Origin of the sequence: Microvirga splendida, assembly GCF_016427565.1 — a bacterium.
GTDB lineage: Bacteria > Pseudomonadota > Alphaproteobacteria > Rhizobiales > Beijerinckiaceae > Microvirga > Microvirga splendida.
Genome location: NZ_JAELXT010000037.1, coordinates 23,361 through 40,050 on the forward strand (window position 1 = coordinate 23,361; position 16,690 = coordinate 40,050).

Consider the following 16,690-nt stretch of genomic DNA (forward strand, 5'->3'; position numbering starts at 1 on the left):
TCACGGATACTCGGATATTGTTTCGACAAGCCCTGTGCTAGCATCCTCCCAAATTTTCAACCTAAGGGGGAGAGCATGCTTAGAATTGCCGGCAAGAATGAGGTCAAGATTGTCCGGGATTTGCTTCTAGGAGAGTTCCAGAACGCGAACCCTGAGATCAAGCAACGCCGCATTAGCTCTCCTGGCGGAGCCGTGACCTTAGATCTTCATTGGCTTCCCCAACTCGGCCTATGGGGTCATTTCAGTGACAGGCCTTACGGAGAATTAGGTCAGTGGAACTGTGCCTTTGGAACCTCTGTAGGGTCCGAAAACGACACCCTGTATGCAAGTATAGAAATAAACCTCGCCGTTGACCCTGCAGACCGTGTGATTGCCGGAAGGGCAATCAAAGACGACACCAACGGCTACTATCTTGGCCACAAAGGTTTGCTCGGCGGAGGGCGAGGTGGGCAGATGTCTATGGAGGTTTTTCGCAAGTACATCAAAGGATATGTTCCAGAAGCCATCGAACTGGAAAACGGCAAAGAAGAATACGTCTTCGTGATTGGTCAGTTAGGCCAGAATGGCTTTCTTCAGAAGCTGAAAGCCTTCGTCGATGAAACGGAACGTCTGCGTGCCTACGCGCGAACTCTGACCGCGCAAGACCCGACTCCTAAATCAAATTCCGTTTCCCAATCCGGAGGTTTCACGGCTGAAAACGCTCAAAATGGAACAGGCAACGGTCGCCCTTATAGCACAATTGAAATCAAGAGATTGCACGGGCGGGTTGTCAACGCTCTACAAAAAAAGCTCGGTCAGAAGGCCATCAACAGTGCCTACAATGACATGCGGCCTGATCTTTATATCAAGGACACTTCAGGCCATATGGAAATTTTGTTCGAGGTGAAAGCGTCCTCAGATACCCAAAGCTGGTTTACGGCTCTAGGCCAGCTCTTGGTTTATGGCGCATCCCAGCCGAAGCCGCCGCACCGCATTTTGGTTTGCCCGGCTGTGCGAAATGATCCCAATTTTAGAAGAGCTTTGCAAGATCTGAACATTTCAGTGATCACTTTCCAAGAAAGCAAAGAAGGTATTGTCTTTGATGGTATTGGAGATCTGAAGAAGAAACATAAATTTACATGAGATGACTTACCGCCGCGCCGTCCGCGCGATGTCGAGCAGGGTCTTGGCCGCGATAGTGTCGGCCAGGTCGGCCATGCGGCGGGTCTGGAGCAGGTTCGCCTGCAGCAGGGCGATGGCGCTGTTCAGGGTGTCGCCGGTCCAGCGCTGGAGATGGCGCTCGACCAGGGGCTTGCGCCGGAAATGCAGGCTGCGCATGGTTTCCATGACGGCCGGGATCGGCCGGCCGTCCTCGACCGAGAGGCGCGCCGAGAGCAGCATCAAGGCATGGCGCAGCGCCGCGCCGAGCAGCACGCTCGCGTTGACGCCTTCGGCCGCCAAGCGCCGGGAGCCGGTCTCGAGGCCCGTGCCCTCGCCGGCGAAGGCGGCGTCCACCACCGCATCCATGGCAAGGCTCGACACGTCGCTCATGATCGCGTCCACGTCGGCCAGCGTGATCTCCCGCTGGCCATGGGCGTAGAGCATCAGCTTGTTGAGCTCGCCGCGGGTGGCGAGGCGGTCGCCGCCGAGGCTCGCGATCAGGGCCGTGCGCGCGTCGCGCTGGATCGAAAAGCCACCCGCCTTCAGGGTGTCGTCGACCACGGCGCCGAGATTTCGGGCCTCGTCCGCATAGCAGGGCAGGGCGAGCGCCTTCTGGGAGCGTTCGCACAGGGTGCGCAGGGGCGACGACTTCTGCAGGTCGCCGCCTTCGATGACGATCACTGTATCCTGCAACTCACCCTTCAGAACGGCATCGACCGCCGGCGCGATGTTGCGCGAGGTGGACTTGACCCAGATGGCGCGCTTAGCCCCGAACAGCCCCATGGTGCCGGCCTCGTCGGCGAGGCGCCCCGGGTCCGCCGCGATGTCGTCGCCGTCAATGCGGATCATCTGGAACGGATCGGAGGCGTCGTCTACCGAGCGCTCGGCCACCGCACGGGCGCGCTCGTTGATGAGGCCCATGTCCGGTCCATAGAACAGGAACACGCCGATGCGCGGATCGGGGCGCCGCAGCGCCCCTTCCACGTCGCCGGCTTTCACCGCCACCATGGGGTCAGCTTCGGGTGGCGAGCACCGCCGACAGCCGGGTCCGCACCTGGGCGGCCAGATCCTTGGCGAGCCTGATCTCCGCATCGCGGGCGGCCCGGATATTGGCGAAGCGCTGCGGGAAGCGGTCGAAGCTCGCCGTCGAGGTCGCGGTGCCCTGGGTGATCACCGTGCTTCCGTCGAGGGTGGTGAGCGTATAGGTCAGCGTTCCGCCGACGATGACGGAGCTTGCCGTGCCATATTGCGAGTCGACGATCGGGCTCGTCTGCGACTCCGTGAAGGCGAGGCGCAGGCTGTAGCGCTTAGGGATCTCCGATCCCGAGCCGTTGAGGGCGAAGATCAGCTCGCTGCGCAGGTAATGCCCGGCATTCGCCAGCCGGAGCGGCCATTCCACCTCCGGCACCTCGATAGAGGCCAGCTCCGTCTGGAGCGTCAGCCCCGAGGGCGTCGGACCGTGGAGGGGCCGAAAGCAGGCGGACAGGCTTAAGGCAAGACCCGCCACGAGAGCGACGCGGGCGATCAGGTTAGGCGACGACATTCACGATCCTCTGGGGAACGACGATGATCTTGCGGGCGGGCTTGCCGTCCAGGGCCTTCTGCACGGCCTCGAGGGCCAGCACGGCCGCCTCGACTGTAGCCTGATCCGCATCACGGGCAACCGTCACGTCGGCACGCTTCTTGCCGTTGACCTGCACCGGCAGGGTCACCGTGTCCTCGACCAGCAGCGAGCGATCCACCTGCGGCCACGGGGCATCGGCCACGAGGCCGGACTGTCCCAGGGACGCCCAGCATTCCTCCGCCAGATGCGGCATCATGGGGGCGAGCAGCTGCACGAAGATGCGCCCGGCCTCGGCAAAGGCGGCGCCGACGCCCGGTTCGTTGCCGGTCTTGGCCTGGTTCGCCAGATCCTGCAGGGCGTTGGCCAGCTCGTAGAGATGGGCGACGCAGCGGTTGAAGCGCAGGCGCTCCACATCCTCCTCGACGGCGGCGAGCGCCTTGTGCGCGGCCTTGCGCACGGCGAGCGCCATCGGGCCCTCAGCGGAAGCGCCATTGGAGCCCGCCATTCGGTCCGCGATCTCGCCGACGAGGCGCCAGACGCGCTGCACGAAGCGGCCCGCGCCCTGCACGCCTTCTTCGGTCCAGATCACATCGCGCTCAGGCGGCGAGTCGGAGAGCATGAACCAGCGGGCCGTGTCGGCGCCGTAGGATGCGATGATCTCGTCCGGATCGACGGTGTTTTTCTTCGACTTCGACATCTTCTCGATGGAGCCGATCTCGATCGGAGCACCGGTTTCCACATGGAAGGCTTTGCGCACGCCGCCTTCCGTCTCGAAACGCACGTCGGAGGGCAACACCCAGGCGCCGCTCGCGTCCTTGTAGGTCTCGTGCACCACCATGCCCTGCGTGAACAGGCCGGCAAACGGCTCGTCCAGGCCGGCATGACCGGTCTTCTTCATGGCGCGGGTGAAGAAGCGGGAATAGAGCAGGTGCAGGATCGCGTGCTCGATCCCGCCGATATACTGGTCCACGGGGAGCCAGGCATCGACGGTCGCGCGATCCGTCGGCCGGTCGGTCAGGGTCGGGTCCGTGAAGCGGGCGAAGTACCAGGACGAATCCACGAAGGTGTCCATGGTGTCCGTCTCGCGCCTTGCGGCCTTGCCGCATTGCGGGCAGTCCACGTGCTTCCACGCCGCGTGGCGGTCGAGCGGGTTGCCCGGCACGTCGAAGGACACGTCCTCCGGCAGCACCACGGGCAGCTGGTCCTTCGGCACCGGCACGACGCCGCATTCATCGCAATGGATGATCGGAATCGGGCAGCCCCAGTAGCGCTGGCGCGAGATGCCCCAGTCGCGCAGGCGGAAATTGACCTTGCGCTCGGCCACCGCATGATTGCCGCGGGTCTCGTTCTCCAGGCGGCGGGCGACTTCTTCTTTCGCCTCCGCGATGGTCATGCCATCGAGGAAGCGGGAATTGATCATCCGGCCTTCGCCGTCATAGGCGACATCCGTCACCACGAAGGTGGCGGGGTCCTGTTCCGGCGGGCAGACCACCGGCGTGTTGCCTAAGGCATACTTGTTGACGAAGTCCAGGTCGCGCTGGTCGTGGGCCGGGCAGCCGAAGATGGCGCCGGTGCCGTATTCCATCAGGATGAAGTTCGCCACATAGACCGGCAGGGTCCAGTTCGGGTCGAACGGATGCTCGGCGCGGATGCCGGTGTCGAAGCCGAGCTTCTCCGCCTTGTCGATGGCCTCCTGGGCCGTGCCGACGCGCTTGCATTCCTCGATGAAGGCGGCGAGCTCCGGATTCTTCTCGGCGGCGGCCTTCGCCAGCGGATGATCGGGCGCAACCGCCATGAACTTCGCGCCGAAGAGCGTGTCCGGGCGCGTGGTGTAGATCTGCAGCTCGGTCTCGCCGTTCGGCACGGTCTCGGGCTTCAGGGCAAAGCGCACCAGCAAGCCTTCGGAGCGGCCGATCCAGTTGCGCTGCATCAGGCGCACCTTCTCGGGCCAGCGGTCGAGGGTGTCGAGCCGGTCGTCCAGATCCTGGGCGAAATCGGTGATCTTCAGGAACCACTGGGTCAGTTCGCGCTGCTCCACCAGGGCGCCCGAGCGCCAGCCGCGCCCGTCGATCACCTGCTCGTTGGCGAGCACCGTGTGATCCACCGGGTCCCAGTTCACCTTGGCGGTCTTGCGGTCGACGAGCCCGGCCTCCAGGAAGTCCAGGAACATGCGCTGCTGGTGCTTATAGTAGCTCGGATCGCAGGTGGCGATCTCGCGGCTCCAGTCGATGGCGAGCCCCATCGATTGCAGCTGGGCGCGCATGGTCGCGATGTTGGCGTAGGTCCATTCCTTGGGATGGACCTTGTTCTGCATGGCGGCGTTTTCCGCCGGCATGCCGAAGGCGTCCCAGCCCATCGGGTGGAGCACGTTGAAGCCGCGGGCGCGCTTGTAGCGCGCCACCACGTCGCCCATGGTGTAGTTGCGCACATGGCCCATGTGGATGCGCCCCGACGGATAGGGGAACATCTCGAGCACGTAGTATTTCGGACGCGGGTCGTCGTTATGGGTCTTGAACAGGTCGCGGTCGTTCCAGACCTGCCGCCATTTCAGCTCGGCTTCCTTGGCGTTGTAGCGCTCGGGCCTCATTTTCCGTCTTTATCCGTCGTTTGGGGATTCAAGCGGCTTGCGCCGCCACGTTGCGGCGGACTAGGACACAGCTCTCCCGCGCGGTCAACGGTTTCGCGTGTGCGAGGCGGTCAAGTTTCGACGCCCTGTGTCATCCCCGGCGGCCCGTAGGGCCGGGAAGGGGATCCATCGTGGCGCGCCTGACCGTGGATCCCCTTCCCCTGCGACGGCGTGCGCCGTCTCCGGCCGGGGATGACAGGGCAGAGCGAGAGAGGGTGCCATGAGCGAGAACGACGCAGTCGAAGCCTTGAGGCAGGTGCAGGAGAGCATCCGGCGCTCCGCCTCCGATTACGACCGCGACCCTGCCTCCATCACCCTCGTGGCGGTCTCGAAGACCTTTCCGGCGGAGGATATCGAGCCGGTGCTCGCCGCCGGCCAGCGGGTGTTCGGCGAGAACTACGTGCAGGAGGCCAAGGCCAAGTGGCCCGCTTTGCGCGAGCGCTACGCGGACGTGGAGCTGCACATGATCGGCCCGCTCCAGTCCAACAAGGCCAGGGAGGCGGTGGAGCTCTTCGATGCGATCCACACCCTCGACCGGCCGTCGCTCGCCGAGGCGCTGGCCAAGGAGATCGCCCGCCAGGGGAAAACGCCGCGCCTCCTGGTGCAGGTGAACACCGGCGAGGAGGCGCAGAAGGGTGGGGTCATCCCCACGGAGGTCGACGCCATCCTCGAAGCCTGCCGCAGTAAGTACGGGTTGAACGTCGAGGGCCTCATGTGCATCCCGCCGGCCGAGGATCCGCCGTCACCGCATTTCGCCCTGCTCAACACCATCGCCAAGCGGCATGGCCTGAAAGCGCTCTCCATGGGCATGAGCGCCGATTTCGACGCCGCGATCCAGCTCGGCGCCACCCATGTGCGCGTGGGCAGCGCGATCTTTGGGTGTCGGACGAAGCCTTGAGGCGTCAATCGACCACCAGGACGACGTCGAAGCTTTTTGTTTTCCTGCTCCAGAAATAGAGGGACGTTCGGCCATTGCCGATCCACAAGATCCCAGGATTTTTGAGCATGACGCGGCTTGGATAATCCGTGCAGTCGTGGAACTCACGAAAAGCATTGCCGCAGACCGTATCCCAAGAGCCCCTCTCGGCCAGTCCGAGGCCGTCCGAGGCCTCAACGCCGTCCGGACTGATCACATGAACTCGTCCGTGCACGAGGACAATGAGACCGCGCGCACCATCGAATTTATTGATCGCGATCAGAGCCTTATCCTTCCGTCCATTACCATCGAAGTCGGCTTCGATCGTCGAGGGATCAACGGATCCTGGGCTTATATCTGCAATACGAACCTTCTCTTCCTCGGCTGTAAGTGCACGCCAATTCCCCAAGTTCTGGGCCAGGGCCGCCGAGCCATTCATTCCGAGAGCAGCGATGCTCAGGAACGCGTGCAGGCATAAGGTGCGGAGTGTCATGATCAGGACGAGCCTATGATAGGATTCTATCCAGGACTATAGACGGTCAGCTTGGAGGCGCCCATGAGACGGCGCACAAACCGAATTGCATCTGCGGCCTTTTCCGGCTAAGCCTCAAGCACTGATCCACGTTCGCACCAGGGAGGGCTGCATGATTGAAGCGATGCATCAACGCACGTTCGGCCCTGGGCACGCCCTGCAGCAGCATGTTGCAGGGCCGGCCATCGAACGGATCTGACGGTTCTCTGAAAACCGCCCTCATCTCATTCTGGTCAGCTCTGAACGGCTTTCCGCGCCAAGGCTCCGCAAGGATTCGGCGCGCCTGACACGTTCCAGACTTTCACGCGCTCCTTGAGCCCTGTGGCCGAGCGCGCTGCACCAGAGATTGATCCATGCCTTCCTTGAGCCTTCGCAACCTCGGCGTCGTTGCCCACACGCCCCTGTTCCAGAACCTGAACCTCGTCATCGGCGAGGGTGACCGCCTCGGCCTCGTCGCCGCCAACGGCGCCGGAAAATCCACGCTTCTCAAATGTCTCGCCGGCCACATGGAGCCGACCGAGGGAGACATCGTCGGCTCGCGGGGCCTGCGTGTCGCGCTGGTCGAACAGGACGTTCCGGTACATCTGCTCGATCTGTCGCTGCACGACATGCTGCTCACCGCGCTCCCGACGGATGAGCGTGTCACCCAGGAATGGCGCGTGGACATGGTGCTCGACGAGTTCGAGACGCCGGCCGAGCTGCGCACCCTTCCCATGCGGGCGCTCAGCGGCGGTTGGCAGCGGCTCGCACTCATCGCGCGGGCCTGGATCACGCAGCCGGACATGCTGCTCCTCGACGAGCCGACGAACCACCTCGACCTCGAAAAGCTCTTCAAGCTCGAATCCTGGATCAACATGGCGGGCTACACCGCGCCCATCGTGGTGGCGAGCCACGACCGCGACTTCCTCGATGCCTGCACGAGCAAGACGCTCTTCCTGCGGCCGGAGGAATCCATTGCCTTCGCGCATCCCTACCGGCGCGCGCGCGATCTGCTGGAGGCGCACGATGCGGCGGCCCAGGCGCAGCGCGACAGAACCTTGCGCGAAGTCAAGCGCCTGCGCGAGAGCGCCGCTGTTTTGCGCAATGTGGGTATCAACAGCGGCAGCGATGCCGCGCATGTGAAATCCGCCCAGATCAAGCGCCGGGCCGAAGCCCTGGAGCAGAACGCCCGCAACGTGCACCGGGAGCGCACGGGCGAGATCCGGCTCGGCAACCGCGGCACCCATGCGCGGGTGCTGGTGGCGCTGGAGAACGTGACGGTCGAGGCGCCGGACGGGCGCAGGCTCTTTGCGATCCCCAAGCTCGAAGTGGCGCAGGGCGACCGCATCGTGGTGCTGGGTCGCAACGGCGTCGGCAAATCGCAAGCCGTGCGCCTGCTGCACCGGGCGATGATCGAGCCTGACGGCCTGCCCGGAATCCGGGTGAGCCCGAGTCTGGCGCTGGGCTACGTGGACCAGGACATGCAGCAATTGCCCGGCAAGGCGACGGCGCACGACTTCATCCTGTCGCGGTTTCGCCTCGGCGACCAGCGCAGCCGCGCGGTTCTGGCGGAAGCGGGGTTTTCCATCGAGCGGCAGGGGCTGCCCATCGCAAAACTGTCGCCGGGGCAGAAGGCGCGGCTCGGGCTTCTGGCGCTGCGCCTCTCCGAGCCGAATTTCTACCTGATGGACGAGCCCACCAACCACGTGGACATCCCGGGCCGCGAGCAGCTGGAAGACGAGATCCTCGACGCGCAGGCCACCTGCATCGTGGTCTCCCACGACCGGAGCTTCGTGAAGGCCATCGGCACCCGCTTCCTTCTCATCGACAAGGGCAGGCTGCGGGAGATCGACGGGCCGGAGGCGTTTTATGAGAGTGTGATCGGCTGAGCGATTGCGACTATACGCAACACTCCCTCTCCCATGTGGGAGAGGGTTGGGGTGAGGGAAGGCTGGTGCCGGGTGTGGCGCTACGAGAACCGTGCCGCAGCCGCGATGGCATTGCCGGGCTGGTTGACCTCCATACCCTCACCCCTGCCCCTCTCCCACACGGGAGAGGGGATGCTGTCGCAGCCTTTACACGTCCTGGGAAAAAGACATTGCGTCCCGGCTTTCTGGTCGTCGCACTCTCCGGTGCGGCTTGATCTGCATCCTTACCCAAGCCGCTGCAACACCGCCCGCGCCATCACATCGGCGCTGCCGGGCGCGAATTCGAGATAGAGATACGGATCGATCAGCTCCAGCTCCATCAGCATGAAGCCGGTGGATCGAACAAGTCCGTCGACGCGGGCGTAAAGCGGCGCCTGCGGCAGAAAATCGATGTAGGCCTGTGCCGCGTCGATCACGTCCCGGCTCACCGCGACGCGCTCATAGGTGATGCCGTATTGCGCATTGGCCCGCCATTCGCCGGCTTTAAGCACGCGGCGCACCGCATGCGAGAACACGCCCTCGATGAAGGTCATGGTGGTCTCGCCGAGCGCGCCGATATCGTCCTGATACTCCTGCAGCAGCACTTCGCCCGTTGGCCATCGATCCATGTTCGACCGATCGATCTTCCGGACCCCGTGCCCGCTCTGGCTCGAGACCGGCTTCGCCACGGCAACGGACCAGCCTTCCGCCTCCATCCGCTCCGCGATGGCGGGACGGCTTGCCTCCTGCAGGTGGAATGTTTTTGGAACCGCATGACCCGCTGCAGCCATGTCGAGCAGATAGGTCTTGCGGAAATTCCAGCGCAGCAGCTCCGGAGGGTTGAGCAGCCTTGCGCCCCTGGCCTCGCGCGCATCGATCCAGCCGAGGAAGCGCCCCGGATCGTCGTAGTAATCCCAGCAGCACAGGGGCAGCACCGCGTCAGCCGCCACGAAGGTCTCCAGCGGGGTCGTCTTCCAGGGCAGGTATGCCGCTTCCGTGCCGTGTGCCCGCAAGGCGTTCACGAGAGCCTCGAGGTTCGGCGTCGGGTGCGGATATTCGGAGCAGGTGGCGATCAGGATCATGGAGTCAGCCCACGATCTCGATGCGCGTGTTCGGCCCGATCCGCTCCAGAAGTCGCCGGATCATCGCCTTCTCCACCACCACGCATCCATCCGAGGGGGGCAGGCCGGGGCGGCCGAGATGGAGAAAGAAGGCGCTGCCGCGGTCTCGTATGATGGGGCCGCGGTTCCAGGCGATGTCGACCACCACGTCGTAGAGGTGGTCGTCGCGCCACATCGCTTCATGGCGCGTTGGGCAGGGCAGGGGGACGGGGCGGTTATAGCGCCGGTCGCTCGGGTCGTCCGACCAGCCGTCGCCTGGCCGGATGGCTTTGAGGCTCAGGCCGGTTCGGGGGCGGGGACCGCGGTCGGCCCGGTAGAAGGCCTGCAGCAGCCTGAACCGCCCGGCCGGGGCGGCCCCGTCGCCCTCGCGCTTGGAATGGCTGATGCCGCCGCGCCCGAGCGCGCAGGGAATCACGAGATTGCCGGCGACGATCCGCCCGCGCCGGTGATCGACCGGGGAGCGGAAAACACGGATAACATTGACGCGAGAGTGTTTCATCGGCAGTGGAGAGTCCCGAGGCACCCCTTGTTGTCAAGCTGGGAATGACTACTCTAATGCGTCAAGAACGATCTTGAGGCTCCCGGCTCGCGCCGCCGTCAAGTCCGGATTGCGATCTCGATCCGGATCACGGGCGGCGACAGGGGGCGGACGAACAGGCTTCAGGCTTGCAGGTTCTCCGCTTTTGAAGGCCGTTCCAGCCAACATGCAGTTCATCGTGTGAAGGGTTTCAGATGTCGAATGCCAGCCGCCTCCTCGTCGTCGATGACGATCAGGATCTGCGCGACACCCTAGCCGAACAGCTCGGACTCCATGACGAGTTCCAGATCACGACGGCCGAGACCGCCACCCAGGCCATCGAGGCGGTGAAGGGCGACAGGATCGATCTCGCCATCATGGATGTGGGCCTGCCTGACATGGACGGGCGCGAGGCCGTCAAGGTCATGCGCCAGAACGGCTTCCGCAGCCCGATCATCATGCTCACCGCCCAGGGGTCGGACAGCGACACCGTGATGGGCCTGGAGGCGGGCGCCAACGACTACGTGGTCAAGCCCTTCAAGCTCGCCGTCCTGCTCGCCCGCATCCGCGCGCAGCTGCGCCAATACGAGGCGAGCGAGGACGCGGTGTTCCAAATCGGGCCCTACATCTTCCGCCCGGGCTCCAAGCTGCTCACCACCGAGAAGGGCTCCAAGCTCAAGCTCACGGAGAAGGAGACGGCGATCCTGCGCTATCTCTACCGCGCCGGCCGGGCCGTGGTCGGCCGCGACACCCTGCTCACCGAGGTGTGGGGCTACAATTCCAACGTCACCACCCATACGCTCGAGACGCATATCTACCGCCTGCGCCAGAAGATCGAATCCGATCCGTCGAATGCCAGCATCCTGGTGACGGAACCGGGCGGCTACAAGCTGATCCCGTAGAACAACCGCCATGGCGCTCGACGACGACATCGCGATCCTGACCCAGGCTCCGCTGTTCAACCTGCTGGAGAAGGATGCCCTGCGCCTTGTCGCCTTCGCGTCGGAAACCCGCAGCTACCGCGAGGGCGACGTGCTGTTCAAGAAAGGCGACCGGTCCGACGGCGGCTATGTGGTGACCGCCGGCGCCATCGCGCTCGACGCTGCTGATGACGGCTCGCCGGCAGCCTTCGTGGCCGGGCCCGGCGCGTTGATCGGTCAGGCCGCCCTGTTCGCCCGCATCGAGCGCCGCGCCACCGCCACGGCCCGCGAGCCCTCCACCATCATCCGCGTGACCCCCAGCCTCATGCGCCGGGTCCTGGAGGAGTTCCCGGATGCTGCCGCCGCGATCCACGACGCCATGGCCGAGGAGCTCGCGCGCCTCACGGAAGGCCTGGAGCGCGTGCGCCAGCAGCTCATCGCCATCGACGGCGAGGAAGCCCCGGCGGAATCACGACCCGACGACGAATGAGGGCTCGGTAGCCCGGGCGTGGAGTCCACGCCCGGCTCCAAGGTGTCTTTCTCACGCCGCCTTGACGTCGGAGAGGAACACGTCGACCTCACGGCTCAGGTTCTCGGCATAGCGGGCCAGCTCCTGCGCCGCGTCCAGCACCTGAACGGCCGCAGCACCCGTCTCGCCCGCACCTTCCTTCACGCTGTCGATGCTCCCCGTCACCTGACTGGTGCCGCGGGCGGCCTCCTGGACGCTGCGGGAGATCTCGCTGGTCGTTGCGCCCTGCTCCTCCATGGCGGCGGCGATGCCGGTGGAGATGCTGGAGATCTGGTCGATGACCGTCTGGATCCCATGGATGGCGCTCACGGCCTCCTGGGTGGCTCCCTGGATCTGGGCGATCTGCGAGCCGATCTCCTCGGTGGCCTTGGCGGTCTGGGTCGCAAGGTTCTTCACTTCGCTGGCCACGACCGCGAAGCCCTTGCCGGCCTCGCCGGCCCGGGCGGCCTCGATGGTGGCGTTGAGCGCCAGCAGGTTCGTCTGGGCGGCCAGGTTGTTGATCAGCGTGACCACGTCGCCAATGCGCTCGGCGCCGCTGGAGAGAGCCTGCACGATGCCGTTGGTGCGCTTGGCGCTCTCGACGGCCTCGAACGAGATCTGCGACGACTGGGTGACCTGCCGGGCGATCTCGCGGATCGAGCTCGACATCTCCTCGGTGGCGGCCGCGACGGTCTGCACGCTGCCGGAGGTCTGCTCGGCCGCGGCCGCCACGCTGACGGACTGGAGGTTCGTCCGCTCGGCCGTGGCCGTCATGGTCTGGGCAGTGGCCTCCATCTGCGAGGCGGCGGCAGCGAGCCCCTGGGTCAGGGCCGACACATTGGATTCGAATTGGCGGGTCAGGCCATCCAGCTTTAGGGCGCGCTGCATCTTCGCGTCGCTCTCGGCGGCCTGCTCGTCGGCGAGCCGCTGACGCTCGACCGTGTTCTCGCGGAAGATCTCCACGGCGCGGGCCATTTCGCCGATCTCGTTCTTCCAGGCGAGGTAGGGCACCGTCACGGAGGCGTCGCCGCGGGCCAGGCCGTTCATGGTTTCTGCGAGCTTCGGGATCGGCCGGAATAGCATCCGGGCCGAGAGGATCGCCGCCAGGGTCAGCACCAGGACGGCGGCGAGCGAAACCAGGCCCATCTGCCACATGAGGCGGCTCGCCGAGGCTTCCAGCGCGGTGACCTGAAACCCGCTGCCGAGGACGCCCAGAACCTGTCCGCTCTGGCCGAAGACAGGCAGGTTCACCAGGAGATAATCTCCTCCGAGGATCTTGGCCTGGCCCACATAGGTGCCGCCGGCCGACACGATGGGGAAGACCACGCCCTTGCGGTCCATGGCCGTGCCGACCGCGCGGGTCCCGTCGGGATTGCGCATGTTGGTGGCCCGGCGGATGAAGTCCCCGGTGGCCTTGTCCTTCACGAACAGGGTCGCGGGCGCCTGGGTCGCCTCGGCGATCCGGTCGGCGAGCTCGTCACTGTAGAACACGGCATCGTCGTTCACCGTGATCCCGGTGACGGCACCCGTGCCGTCCTTCTTCACCGTGAGGCTGCCGATGGAGCCGCTCAGGATGCCGACAAACGTCCGCACGTTGGATTGCAGCTGCGCCAGGGCCTTGCTCTGGATGTCCGAGCGGGTCTGAATCGACACGACCGCGAAGAGGGCTGCGGCGGTCATCACGACGAAGGCCACCATGGCGGCGGTGGTGAGATGGGAGAGCTTGCGATGAGCGAGGAACTGCACGGGTCTTTACCTTAGGGAACTTTGTGCAGCCTGTTTCGCAAAGGGCGGTTAACAACCCGTCAAGACGAGCGCCCGCAAACCCTCCTCGATCGCTTCCGTCACCAGCTCATGGCTGGCGAGGGCCGGACGCGCGGGATCCTACGAGGCCAGGATCCCTTCGATGAGCGAAACCACCTGGGCCGCTTCCTCAAACGTTGCCAGCCGGTGCGGGCGGCCTTCCAGGAGAAGGGCAAGCTCCGCGATCTGGTTGGCATCGGCCCGCATGGGCGCGATGTCGCCGCTCTCGTGGGTCAGGCGGTACCATTCACTCATGACGGCCGAGCTTTTTGAGCCCTTCACCTCGAAGCGGTTGAACTCGTCCCGGTCTCCGTCCACGGCGGCATCGATGGTCATGGTCGCGGAGGCGAACCGGAGCACGGCATGGACCCGTGTTTCCGTGCCGGTCGATCCGCGCTCGACCGTGCATTCCGCGAGGCGCCCCGGGCCGAACAGGCGCAAGGCCAGGAAGGCGAAGTGGGACACGACCTCCCGGGTGAAGCCGCCCTGTTCAGGGCCGGCGAGCCACGATGCGGCACCCTGCTGCCACTCCCTGGGCCATTGCCGGAAGCGCAGCGTCAGATGGGCCGACAGGTTTTCGCCGAGAGCCCCGGTGTCGACCAGCTCCTTGAGGCGCAGGGCCGCCGGAGCGGTGGCGAAGGGAAAGTTGACGGCGGCCGGAATGCCCGCCCGCGCAACCGCATCGACGCAGGCCCGGGCCGATTCAGGCGAGGCCGCGAGCGGCTTCTCGCACAGGAGCGCCTTGCCGGCGCCCGCCACCGTCCTGACGATCTCCTCGTGGGTAAGCGGAGGCGTCGCCACATAGATGCAATGGACGGACGTGTTACCGACGAGCTCGGCGACGCTGCCGGCCATCGGGATCGCGGTCTCCGGCGCCGCCGGATCGTAGGCTGCCACGATCGTGAAGGCGGGGTTCGCCCTGATGCTGTCCGCGAGGCGCCGGCCCATCGTGCCGAGGCCGACAATTCCAATGCCGTACATGATCAACAATCCGCCAAGAGGGTCTGAGGGTTGGACGCGGGCCTTACAGCTCCAGCACGGCCGTGACCGGCGCATGGTCGGAGGGGCGTTCCCAGCCGCGGGTGTCGCGGGTGACGTCGACGGTGCGAAGGGTGTCCTTCAGGCCCTTCGACAGCCAGATGTGGTCGAGCCGGCGGCCCTTGTCGGCGGCAGCCCAGTCGGGCGAGCGGTAGCTCCACCAGGAATAGATCTTTTCCGGCTCGGGGCGCAGGACCCGCATGGCGTCGATCCACTCCGCCTCCTGGCGCAGCTCCTCGAACATCTCGGTCTCCACCGGCGTGTGGCTCACCACGTCGAGCAACTGCTTATGGCTCCACACGTCGTGCTCGAGGGGCGCCACGTTGAGGTCGCCGACGAGGATCGCCGGTCCGGCTGCCGGCTTCGCCTTGCTGCCCCATGAGCGCATCTCGGCCATGAAATCCAGCTTGTGGCGGAATTTCTCGTTGATCTCGGGGTCGGGAATGTCGCCGCCGGCCGGCACGTAGAAGTTATGGATGGTGAGCCCCGCCGCGGCCTTGGCCTCCCGGCTCAAGGTCACGGTGATGTGGCGGGCGTCCTGGCGGCCGCACATCTCCATCACGCTGGTCTCGGAGAACGGGTAGCGGGACAGGATCGCGACGCCGTTATAGCCCTTCTGGCCCATATGGACCACGAAGGGATAGCCGAAGGCCTGCAGGTCCTTCAGCGGCAGCTTGTCGTTCGGGCACTTGGTCTCCTGCAGGCACAGGATGTCCGGGCGGCGCTCCTTCAAGAAGCGGCCCACCTGGTCGAGGCGCAGGCGTACGGAATTGATGTTCCAGGTCGAGACGGTCAGTTGCACGGAAAAGGCCCCTTGGAAGACCCTTTCCGGCTACGACAGAATCGGCCCGGAGGGAAGGGCGCCTCGTGTCATCCCCGGCGGTCCGCAGGACCGGGAAGGGGATCCACGATCACGCGCGGCCCTGTGGATTCCCTTCCCCTCCGCTTCGCTCCGGCCGGGAATGACATCCAGGTTCACACGTTCGACGGCGGCTACCGGTTGTTGCCCGCGCCGATGATCGCTTCGTACTGGATCTTGAACAGGTCCTGGTCGATCCGGCGGCCCCGTTCGGCCTTGCCGAGCACCACCATGGTCTGGAAGCCCTGGGCATCGACGATGCGCCACTGGTTCAGGTTCTCCACCTGGGGGTCGAAATAGAGCGTGATCCGGGAGGTGCCGCCGAGCGTCGAGGAGTCCTCCAGATTGATCCGCACCGAATTGCCATCATTGGTGATGCCGGTGATCTTGATGTCCTGGCCGAGATTGACGCGCTCGCGCAGGAGGAACTTCAGCGGCGTCTGCGAGATCGAATAGAGATCCTGGGTGGCGAGCTTGCGGTCGCGCACGGCCACCGAGCGGCCGTCGGCGATCACCTGGAGGGTGGCGGGCGGATCGTACTCGAACCGCACCTTGCCGGGACGCTGGAGATAGAGCGTGCCGCCCTGCCGGCGCCCGTCGCCGCCGACCTGCGTGAAATCCGCCACCATGGTGCTGAGATTCGTGAAGAAGGCGTTGGCCCGCTCCACCACCACGCTGTTGGGCAGCGGCTGGTTGAGCGCCACCGGAATCGCCGAGGCGGTGACGATGGGCTTCGGGGTGATCGCAATGGGCTCGGGAGCCGCCGCGGGCTCGTCGAGGACGGGCCGGCTCGGGGGCAGGGGAGCCGTCATGGCCAGAACCTGCTCCGCGTTGGCCGGCCTGGGGATCACCGGCCGGGCCGCATGATGCGGGGATCCCGGGAGATGGAAGGAGGCGGTCGGCAGGGCGGCCGCCGCCCGGCTGAAGCCCTGGGCTGCCGGCCGTGCCGGCGGCAGGATCATCTCGATCGGCAGCGTCTGCCCCATGGCCGGCAGGCTGCCCGCGCACGCGAACAGGGCCATCGCCAGGCTGAGTGAAGAAAGGGGACGCATCCGAAGGATCTCCTGACCGGAACGATTATGACCGCTGCTTGACCATTGCACATGGCTCAACAATGACGCAGGGGAGCGGCCAGGGTTCCCGTTCTGAGACGTTAATCCTCTCCCATTCCCGGAGTTTCAAGCAGGATTTCGCGTTTCCCGGCGTGGTTTGCGGGACCGACGATGCCCTCCTGCTCCATGCGCTCCATGAGCGAGGCCG

Annotated in this window: 16 protein-coding genes; 5 read left to right on the forward strand and 11 right to left on the reverse strand. The window is 65.3% G+C overall.

Annotated elements, in window-relative coordinates:
• The first annotated feature begins 75 nt into the window (after window positions 1-75).
• Entirely contained in the window at window positions 76-1,122 is a 1,047-nt protein-coding gene (locus tag JAO75_RS21770; protein WP_199051301.1) for a hypothetical protein, read from the forward strand.
• Between the two features lie 6 nt (window positions 1,123-1,128).
• Here JAO75_RS21770 and holA read toward each other — a convergent pair whose 3' ends face one another.
• Genes holA through leuS form a run of 3 tightly spaced genes read right to left on the reverse strand, consistent with a single transcriptional unit; the run spans window position 1,129 to window position 5,291 of the window.
• Window positions 1,129-2,148, reverse strand: coding sequence for a DNA polymerase III subunit delta (gene holA / locus JAO75_RS21775; protein ID WP_199051303.1), 1,020 nt, complete (start codon window positions 2,146-2,148; stop codon window positions 1,129-1,131).
• Window positions 2,149-2,152: 4 nt separating this feature from the next.
• Entirely contained in the window at window positions 2,153-2,683 is a 531-nt protein-coding gene (locus tag JAO75_RS21780; RefSeq protein ID WP_199051306.1) for an LPS assembly lipoprotein LptE, read from the reverse strand.
• Window positions 2,670-5,291 (reverse strand): leucine--tRNA ligase, encoded by a 2,622-nt coding sequence (gene leuS / locus JAO75_RS21785; RefSeq protein WP_199051310.1) that lies wholly within the window; start codon window positions 5,289-5,291, stop codon window positions 2,670-2,672. The genes JAO75_RS21780 and leuS overlap by 14 nt, the downstream gene beginning before the upstream one ends.
• Window positions 5,292-5,550: 259 nt before the next feature.
• Here leuS and JAO75_RS21790 point away from each other — a divergent pair, with 259 nt between their 5' ends.
• Complete coding sequence (locus JAO75_RS21790) at window positions 5,551-6,228, forward strand: YggS family pyridoxal phosphate-dependent enzyme (protein ID WP_199051311.1); 678 nt, start codon at window positions 5,551-5,553, stop codon at window positions 6,226-6,228.
• A 4-nt stretch (window positions 6,229-6,232) separates the two neighbouring features.
• On the opposite strand, the gene JAO75_RS21795 is transcribed toward JAO75_RS21790, so the two are convergent.
• Window positions 6,233-6,739, reverse strand: coding sequence for a hypothetical protein (locus JAO75_RS21795; protein ID WP_199051312.1), 507 nt, complete (start codon window positions 6,737-6,739; stop codon window positions 6,233-6,235).
• 392 nt (window positions 6,740-7,131) lie between these two features.
• Here JAO75_RS21795 and JAO75_RS21800 point away from each other — a divergent pair, with 392 nt between their 5' ends.
• Window positions 7,132-8,646 (forward strand): ABC-F family ATP-binding cassette domain-containing protein, encoded by a 1,515-nt coding sequence (locus JAO75_RS21800; protein ID WP_199051313.1) that lies wholly within the window; start codon window positions 7,132-7,134, stop codon window positions 8,644-8,646.
• 263 nt (window positions 8,647-8,909) lie between these two features.
• Here JAO75_RS21800 and JAO75_RS21805 read toward each other — a convergent pair whose 3' ends face one another.
• Together JAO75_RS21805 and JAO75_RS21810 are read right to left on the reverse strand one after the other, a co-directional pair.
• Window positions 8,910-9,746 (reverse strand): ATP-grasp domain-containing protein, encoded by an 837-nt coding sequence (locus JAO75_RS21805; protein ID WP_199051314.1) that lies wholly within the window; start codon window positions 9,744-9,746, stop codon window positions 8,910-8,912.
• A gap of 4 nt (window positions 9,747-9,750) precedes the next feature.
• On the reverse strand, window positions 9,751-10,284 hold the full coding sequence (locus JAO75_RS21810; protein WP_199051315.1) for a L,D-transpeptidase family protein: 534 nt from the start codon (window positions 10,282-10,284) through the stop codon (window positions 9,751-9,753).
• A gap of 233 nt (window positions 10,285-10,517) precedes the next feature.
• On the opposite strand from JAO75_RS21810, the gene JAO75_RS21815 reads away from it, so the two are divergent.
• Together JAO75_RS21815 and JAO75_RS21820 are read left to right on the forward strand one after the other, a co-directional pair.
• Complete coding sequence (locus tag JAO75_RS21815) at window positions 10,518-11,204, forward strand: response regulator transcription factor (RefSeq protein ID WP_199051316.1); 687 nt, start codon at window positions 10,518-10,520, stop codon at window positions 11,202-11,204.
• A 10-nt stretch (window positions 11,205-11,214) separates the two neighbouring features.
• Window positions 11,215-11,712, forward strand: coding sequence for a cyclic nucleotide-binding domain-containing protein (locus JAO75_RS21820; protein WP_199051317.1), 498 nt, complete (start codon window positions 11,215-11,217; stop codon window positions 11,710-11,712).
• A gap of 51 nt (window positions 11,713-11,763) precedes the next feature.
• Here JAO75_RS21820 and JAO75_RS21825 read toward each other — a convergent pair whose 3' ends face one another.
• From JAO75_RS21825 to JAO75_RS25545, 5 genes are all read right to left on the reverse strand, one after another.
• On the reverse strand, window positions 11,764-13,476 hold the full coding sequence (locus JAO75_RS21825) for a methyl-accepting chemotaxis protein (protein ID WP_199051318.1): 1,713 nt from the start codon (window positions 13,474-13,476) through the stop codon (window positions 11,764-11,766).
• A 138-nt stretch (window positions 13,477-13,614) separates the two neighbouring features.
• Window positions 13,615-14,514 (reverse strand): Gfo/Idh/MocA family protein, encoded by a 900-nt coding sequence (locus tag JAO75_RS21830; protein ID WP_199051319.1) that lies wholly within the window; start codon window positions 14,512-14,514, stop codon window positions 13,615-13,617.
• Between the two features lie 43 nt (window positions 14,515-14,557).
• A complete protein-coding gene (xth, locus tag JAO75_RS21835) occupies window positions 14,558-15,373 on the reverse strand; it encodes an exodeoxyribonuclease III (protein ID WP_199051320.1) in 816 nt (271 codons plus the stop codon).
• Between the two features lie 191 nt (window positions 15,374-15,564).
• On the reverse strand, window positions 15,565-16,482 hold the full coding sequence (locus tag JAO75_RS21840) for an outer-membrane lipoprotein carrier protein LolA (protein ID WP_199051321.1): 918 nt from the start codon (window positions 16,480-16,482) through the stop codon (window positions 15,565-15,567).
• A 101-nt stretch (window positions 16,483-16,583) separates the two neighbouring features.
• The coding region (locus JAO75_RS25545; RefSeq protein ID WP_199051322.1) for a DNA translocase FtsK at window positions 16,584-16,690 on the reverse strand (107 nt) is incomplete at its 5' end.

Excerpts from the sequence above, each read along its gene's own strand:
- JAO75_RS21770 (WP_199051301.1), top strand. The coding sequence starts at position 76 with ATGCTTAGAATTGCCGGCAAGAATGAGGTCAAGATTGTCCGGGATTTG.
- JAO75_RS21780 (WP_199051306.1), bottom strand. The coding sequence starts at position 2,683 with ATGTCGTCGCCTAACCTGATCGCCCGCGTCGCTCTCGTGGCGGGTCTT.
- JAO75_RS21805 (WP_199051314.1), bottom strand. The coding sequence starts at position 9,746 with ATGATCCTGATCGCCACCTGCTCCGAATATCCGCACCCGACGCCGAAC.
- JAO75_RS21820 (WP_199051317.1), top strand. The coding sequence starts at position 11,215 with ATGGCGCTCGACGACGACATCGCGATCCTGACCCAGGCTCCGCTGTTC.
- JAO75_RS21790 (WP_199051311.1), top strand. The coding sequence starts at position 5,551 with ATGAGCGAGAACGACGCAGTCGAAGCCTTGAGGCAGGTGCAGGAGAGC.
- JAO75_RS21810 (WP_199051315.1), bottom strand. The coding sequence starts at position 10,284 with ATGAAACACTCTCGCGTCAATGTTATCCGTGTTTTCCGCTCCCCGGTC.
- JAO75_RS21830 (WP_199051319.1), bottom strand. The coding sequence starts at position 14,514 with ATGTACGGCATTGGAATTGTCGGCCTCGGCACGATGGGCCGGCGCCTC.
- JAO75_RS21840 (WP_199051321.1), bottom strand. The coding sequence starts at position 16,482 with ATGCGTCCCCTTTCTTCACTCAGCCTGGCGATGGCCCTGTTCGCGTGC.
- holA (WP_199051303.1), bottom strand. The coding sequence starts at position 2,148 with ATGGTGGCGGTGAAAGCCGGCGACGTGGAAGGGGCGCTGCGGCGCCCC.
- leuS (WP_199051310.1), bottom strand. The coding sequence starts at position 5,291 with ATGAGGCCCGAGCGCTACAACGCCAAGGAAGCCGAGCTGAAATGGCGG.
- JAO75_RS21815 (WP_199051316.1), top strand. The coding sequence starts at position 10,518 with ATGTCGAATGCCAGCCGCCTCCTCGTCGTCGATGACGATCAGGATCTG.
- JAO75_RS21795 (WP_199051312.1), bottom strand. The coding sequence starts at position 6,739 with ATGACACTCCGCACCTTATGCCTGCACGCGTTCCTGAGCATCGCTGCT.
- JAO75_RS21800 (WP_199051313.1), top strand. The coding sequence starts at position 7,132 with ATGCCTTCCTTGAGCCTTCGCAACCTCGGCGTCGTTGCCCACACGCCC.